General features: G+C 69.8%; 5 protein-coding genes. All 5 read right to left on the reverse strand.

Features of this window, described 5'->3' with window-relative positions:
• A partial coding sequence (gene pyrF / locus Q2100_RS29005) for an orotidine-5'-phosphate decarboxylase (protein WP_302916812.1) occupies window positions 1-639 on the reverse strand: 639 nt, incomplete at its 3' end.
• 2 nt (window positions 640-641) lie between these two features.
• Window positions 642-3,986 (reverse strand): carbamoyl-phosphate synthase large subunit, encoded by a 3,345-nt coding sequence (carB, locus tag Q2100_RS29010; RefSeq protein ID WP_302916813.1) that lies wholly within the window; start codon window positions 3,984-3,986, stop codon window positions 642-644.
• Window positions 3,987-5,090, reverse strand: a complete 1,104-nt coding sequence (gene carA, locus Q2100_RS29015; protein WP_407667713.1) for a glutamine-hydrolyzing carbamoyl-phosphate synthase small subunit — start codon at window positions 5,088-5,090, stop codon at window positions 3,987-3,989.
• A gap of 14 nt (window positions 5,091-5,104) precedes the next feature.
• Entirely contained in the window at window positions 5,105-5,662 is a 558-nt protein-coding gene (locus Q2100_RS29020) for a PH-like domain-containing protein (RefSeq protein ID WP_302916815.1), read from the reverse strand.
• On the reverse strand, window positions 5,659-6,324 hold a 666-nt coding region (locus tag Q2100_RS29025; RefSeq protein WP_302916816.1), incomplete at its 5' end, for a dihydroorotase. The genes Q2100_RS29020 and Q2100_RS29025, both read right to left, overlap by 4 nt.

The raw sequence follows: 6,324 nt of genomic DNA on the forward strand, positions 1-6,324 counted from the left end.
CAGGGCGCTCACGTCCGGCGGTTCGGCCAGGGTGGCGCCGACCACGACGCCGACCGATCCGGGCTCGGGAGCGGTGGCGCGGTTGACCGCTGCGGCGGCGTCGACGACCGATTGCGCGACCGTGCGCCCGCCGGTCGGCCCGTCGACCAGGGCACGCTGCACCGACGCACCTTCCGGATTCGACGTCGCGGCCAGCACGAAGACTCCCCTGCCGTGGGCGGCCGCCGTGTCCAGCAGCGGTTGCAGCGCGCCGAATCCGAGATACGGCGACGCGGTGACGGCGTCGGCGGCCAGCGGCGAGTCGCCGGCCCAGGCCTCGGCGTAGGCCGCCATGGTGGACCCGATGTCGCCCCGTTTGGCGTCGGCCAGCACCAGCACGCCGGCCGCCCGCAACTCGGCGATGGTCTCCTCGAGCACGGCGAAGCCGGCGGCGCCGTACGGCTCGAAGAACGCGACCTGCGGCTTGACGATGGCGAAGTCGCCGAACGCCGCCACGCAGGTCTGGCAGAACGTCCGCAGCCCGTCCACCCCCGTGGACAGCCCCCAGTCCCGCAGCAGCGCGGGATGCGGATCGATGCCCGGGCACAGCGGTCCGCTACGCGCCACCGCCTCGGCGAGCCGACGACCGAACCCCGGCACGGTCAGCGTGATTCCAGCTCGCTGTGCAGTTCCTGAAGACTCATCACCCCGATGTCGCCGCGGATACCGGCCTCGATGCCCTGCACCGCCGCCGACGCGCCCTGCACCGTCGTCACGCACGGGATGTTCATGGACACCGCCGCCGACCGGATCTCGTATCCGTCGATGCGCGGCCCGGAGTTGCCGTACGGGGTGTTGATCACCATGTCCACCTCACCGGCGCGGATGGCGTCCACCGCCGAGAGCCGCTTGTCGTCGGCGCCACTCGGACTCTCGTAGTGCTTGCGCACCTCGTCGCACGGAATTCCGTTGCGGCGCAGCATCTCCGCGGTGCCCTCGGTGGCCAGCACCCGGAAGCCCAGATCGGCGAGCCGCTTGACCGGGAACACCAGCGAACGCTTGTCGCGGTTGGCCACCGAGACGAAGATCGTGCCCTCCTTGGGCAGTGACCCGTACGCGGCGGTCTGACTCTTGGCGAAGGCGCTGCCGAAGTCGTGGTCGATCCCCATCACCTCGCCGGTCGACTTCATCTCCGGGCCGAGCAGCGAATCCACCTGGGCGCCGTCGGCGCGCCGGAACCGGTGGAACGGCAGCACCGCCTCCTTGACCGCCACCGGGGCGTTGCGCGGCGTGGTGGCGCCGTCACCGGTCGCGGCCAGCAGTCCCTCCTCGCGCAGCTGGGCGATGGTGGTGCCGAGCATGATCCGCGCACACGCCTTGGCCAGCGGCACCGACGTCGCCTTGGACACGAACGGGACGGTGCGGCTGGCACGCGGATTCGCCTCGAGCACGTAGAGCACGTCGTCCTTGAGCGCGTACTGCACGTTGAGCAGACCGACCACGCCGATGCCGTGCGCGATCGCCTCGGTCGCCCGGCGCACCGACTCGATGTCGCTGCGGCCCAACGTCACCGGCGGCAGCGCGCACGCCGAGTCGCCGGAGTGGATGCCGGCCTCCTCGATGTGCTCCATGATCCCGCCGATGTACACCTCGGTGCCGTCGCAGAGTGCGTCGACGTCGATCTCGATGGCGTCCTCGAGGAACCGGTCCACCAGCACCGGGTGCTCGGGCGACAGTTCGGTCGCCCGGGTGATGTAGCCGTGCAGGGTCTCGTCGTCGTAGACGATCTCCATGCCGCGCCCGCCGAGCACGTAGGACGGCCGCACCAGCACCGGGTAACCGATGTCGGCGGCGATGCGGCGAGCCTGATCGAAGCTGGTCGCCATGCCGAACCTCGGCGCGGGCAGCCCCGCGGAGTTCAGCAGCTCCCCGAACGCCCCGCGGTCCTCGGCGAGGTCGATGGCCTTGGGGCTGGTGCCGACGATCGGCACCCCGGCCTTCTCCAGCCGTTCGGCCAGCCCGAGCGGGGTCTGCCCGCCGAGCTGCACGATCACGCCGGTGACACCGGGTCCGCCTGCCCCCGAAGCCGATTCCGCGTAGTAGACCTCGAGCACGTCCTCGAAGGTCAGCGGCTCGAAGTACAGCCGGTCGGCGGTGTCGTAGTCGGTGGACACCGTCTCGGGGTTGCAGTTGACCATCACGGTCTCGAACCCGGCCGCGCTCAGCGTGGTGGCGGCGTGCACGCAGGAGTAGTCAAACTCGATGCCCTGACCGATGCGGTTGGGCCCGGAGCCCAGGATGAGCACCTTGGGTTTCTCCGCCTGCGGCGCGACCTCGGTCTCGGCCGCCGGATCGAGCTCGTAGCTGCTGTAGTGGTACGGCGTCTTGGCCTCGAACTCGGCGGCGCAGGTGTCGACCGTCTTGAACACCGGATGGATGCCGAGCCGCTGGCGCAGCGCCCGCACACCCATCTCGCCTGCCAGTTCCGGTCGCAGCGCCGCGATCTGGCCGTCGGACAGGCCGCTGTGCTTGGCCCGGCGCAGCAGCGACCCGTCGAGCACCGGCGCCTCGAGGATCTCGGCGCGCAGCGCCACCAGGCGAGAGATCTGGTCGACGAACCACGGGTCGACGCCGGAGGCCTCGGCCACCTGCTCGACCGTCGCACCGAGGCGCAGCGCCAGCTCGATGTCGTAGACCCGGCCGTCGGTCGGGGTGCGCAGCCCGGTGAGCACCTCGTCGACCGTGAGGTCGGGATCCGGCGTGGTCCAGAAGCCCGCCCGCTTGGTCTCCAGTGAGCGCATCACCTTGCCGAGCGCCTCGATGAAGTTGCGGCCCAGCGACATCGCCTCGCCGACCGACTTCATGGTGGTGGTCAGGGTGGCGTCGGCGCCGGGGAACTTCTCGAACGCGAAGCGCGGCGCCTTGACCACCACGTAGTCGAGCGTCGGCTCGAAGCAGGCCGGCGTCTCCTTGGTGATGTCGTTGATGATCTCGTCGAGGGTGTAGCCGATGGCCAGCTTCGCGGCGATCTTCGCAATCGGGAAGCCGGTCGCCTTGGACGCCAGCGCACTCGAGCGCGACACCCGCGGGTTCATCTCGATGACGATCAGCCTGCCGTCGGCCGGGTTCACCGCGAACTGGATGTTGCAGCCGCCGGTGTCGACGCCGACCTCGCGCAGGATGTCGATCCCCAGGTCGCGCATGGTCTGGTACTCGCGGTCGGTGAGCGTCATCGCCGGCGCCACGGTCACCGAATCGCCGGTGTGCACGCCCATCGGATCGAAGTTCTCGATCGAGCACACCACCACCACGTTGTCGCGATGGTCGCGCATCAGCTCGAGCTCGTATTCCTTCCACCCGTAGATGGATTCCTCGATCAGCACATTGGCCGACGGTGATGAGGCCAGGCCATGGCCGGCCATCCGTTCGACGTCCTCGGCGGAGTAGGCCATGCCCGACCCCAGCCCACCCATGGTGAACGACGGGCGGACGACAACCGGCAGTCCGAGGTCCTCGACGGTCTCACGGACCTCGTCCATGGTGAAACAGACCCGGCTGCGCGCCGATTCGCCGCCCACCTTGGCGACGATGTCCTTGAACTTCTGCCGGTCCTCACCGCGCTGGATCGCCTCGAAGTCGGCGCCGATCATCTCGATGCCGTATCGCTCGAGTGCGCCGTTCTCGTAGAGCGACACCGCGGTATTGAGCGCGGTCTGCCCGCCGAGGGTGGCCAACAGCGCGTCGATCTTGTTGCCGCGCTCGGCCTGTGCGGCGATCACCCGTTCCACGAACGCCGGCGTGATCGGTTCGACGTAGGTGTGGTCGGCGTACTCCGGGTCGGTCATGATCGTCGCCGGGTTGGAGTTGATCAGGCTGACCTGCAGGCCTTCGTCGCGCAGCACGCGGCAGGCCTGGGTGCCGGAGTAGTCGAACTCGGCGGCCTGGCCGATCAGGATCGGGCCGGAGCCGATCACCAGGATGTGGTTGAGGTCTTCGCGGCGCGGCATCTACTTCTCCTCCGCCATCAGGTCGACGAATTGGTCGAACAGGTAGTTGGCGTCGTGCGGACCGGCCGCCGCCTCGGGGTGGTACTGCACCGAGAATGCGCGGCCGTCAACCAGTTTGACACCCTCGACGGTGCCGTCGTTGGCGCAGGTGTGGCTGACGACGGCGCGCCCGAACGGGGTGTCGAACTCCTCCCCCGCCTCACCTTCGAGTGCGAAGCCGTGGTTCTGCGCGGTGATCGCGACGCTGCCGGTCTGGTGGTCGATCACGGGGATGTTGATGCCGCGGTGGCCGAACACCATCTTGTACGTCGACCGGCCCAGCGCGCGGCCGAGGATCTGGTTGCCGAAACAGATGCCGAAGAGCGGGATCCCGGCGCCGAGCACCTCGCGGGTGACACCGACGATGTGATCGGCGGTGGCCGGGTCGCCGGGGCCGTTGGACAGGAACACCCCGTCCGGTTTCAGGTCGGCTATCTGGGCGAACGTGGCATCCGACGGCAGCACGTGGCTGCGGATGCCGCGGCGGGCGAAGTTGCGCGGCGTATTGGTCTTGATGCCGAGGTCGATGGCGGCGACGGTGAGCCGGTGGCCGCCCTCGGGCTCCACCACGTAGGGGACATCGGTGCTGACCTGACCGGCGAGATCGGCGCCGAGCATCGCAGGCTGGTTGCGTACCCGCTCCCGTAGTTCGTCTGCGCCGGCCAGGGCGTCACCGGAGAAGATGCCCGCCTTCATCGACCCGCGGCTGCGCAGGTGCCGCACCAGTGCCCGGGTGTCGATGCCGGCGATCCCGACGATGCCCTGCTGCACCAGTTCGGCGTCCAGAGTGCCGGTGGCTCGCCAGTTCGACGGGCGCGGCGAGGGATCGCGCACCGCGTAGCCGGCCACCCAGATCTTGTCGTCGCGACTCTCGGCGTCCTCGTGGTTCCAGCCGGTGTTGCCGATCTGCGGCGCGGTGGCCACCACGATCTGACCGTGGTAGCTCGGGTCGGTGAGCGTCTCCTGGTAGCCCGACATGCCGGTGGAGAACACCGCCTCGCCCAGCGTCTGGCCGACGGCGCCGAACTCCGTCCCGGTGAACGTCCGCCCGTCCTCGAGCACCAGTAGAGCAACAGATGTCACGCTGTCTTGCCTTCCACGTTGTCGCCGACGCTGTCGGTCGGGGGCGTCTGAACCCATTCGGCGTAGCGGTGCCGGTCGTCGGCCCGGAACCCGGTGTCGATCTCCACACCGGACGGCAGCCGCCATCGGATCGCCAGCACGCCGTCGCCACGGTCGGCCCCGCGGTGTGGGATCACCTTGCCGGCGATACCCATTTCGGTGCGGATGGCCACGATCGTGTCCTCGGGGATCCAGATCGGCCCGGCGCCGGTGCGCTGCACCATGATCCCTTCCGGGTAGCGGGTGAGGACGGCCTTGGCCCGGAACCCGAGATCGGCGGCGGCGACGCGGTCCTGCCAGCTCGGCGACAGTGTGGTGCCGACGTACAGGCCAGGGGTGGCGGTGACGGTCGCGGAGCCCACGGTGTCGGGCAGTGCGGGCAGCTGGCCGATCAGCTCGGCCTGCCGCTGCGCGCGGTGCACCCAGCCGCGCAGCATCTGCCGGATGAAGAACGCGATCAGCAGCACCACCAGTGCGGCCATGATCAGCGAGGCGATCAGCGTCGGGGTGTTCATGAGACTGCGCTCTTCCCGTCGCGGGCGGTGATCCTGCCGCGCAGCATCGTGAGCGTGACGACCGCGGGCAGCGTCATCTGCTCGAAAGGCGTGTTGTCCGAACGGCTGGCGAGGTCGGAGCCCGCCACGGTCCAGGTGGTGTCGGGGTCGACGACGGTCAGGTTGGCCGGCTCACCGACCTCCAGCGGACGGCCCTGATCGGGCAGCCCGACGATGCGCGCGGGGTTCTCGCTCATCACCCTGGCCACGTCGCGCCAGGTCAGCAGGCCCGACCGCACCATCGTCTCGACCACCACCGACAAAGCGGTCTGCAGGCCGAGCATGCCGGGGCGGGCGTGGGCGAACTCGCACATCTTCTCGTGCTCGGCGTGCGGGGCGTGGTCGGTGGCGACGCAGTCGATGACACCGTCGGCCAGCGCCTGCCGCAGCGCCTCGGCGTCGCCGGCCTCCCGCAGCGGCGGGTTCACCCGGTTGCGCCCGTCGTAGTCGGCCAACCGGCTGTCGTCGAGCAGCAGGTGGTGCGGGGTCACCTCGGCGGTGATCGCGATGCCCTGTTCCTTGGCCCACCGGACGAGTTCGACGGTGCCCGCGGTGGATGCGTGACAGATGTGCACGCGCGCGCCGGCGTCGCGGGCCAGCAGCGCGTCGCGGGCGACGATCGA

The sequence above is a fragment of the Mycolicibacterium arseniciresistens genome, from assembly GCF_030519285.1.
Taxonomy (GTDB): domain Bacteria; phylum Actinomycetota; class Actinomycetes; order Mycobacteriales; family Mycobacteriaceae; genus Mycobacterium; species Mycobacterium arseniciresistens.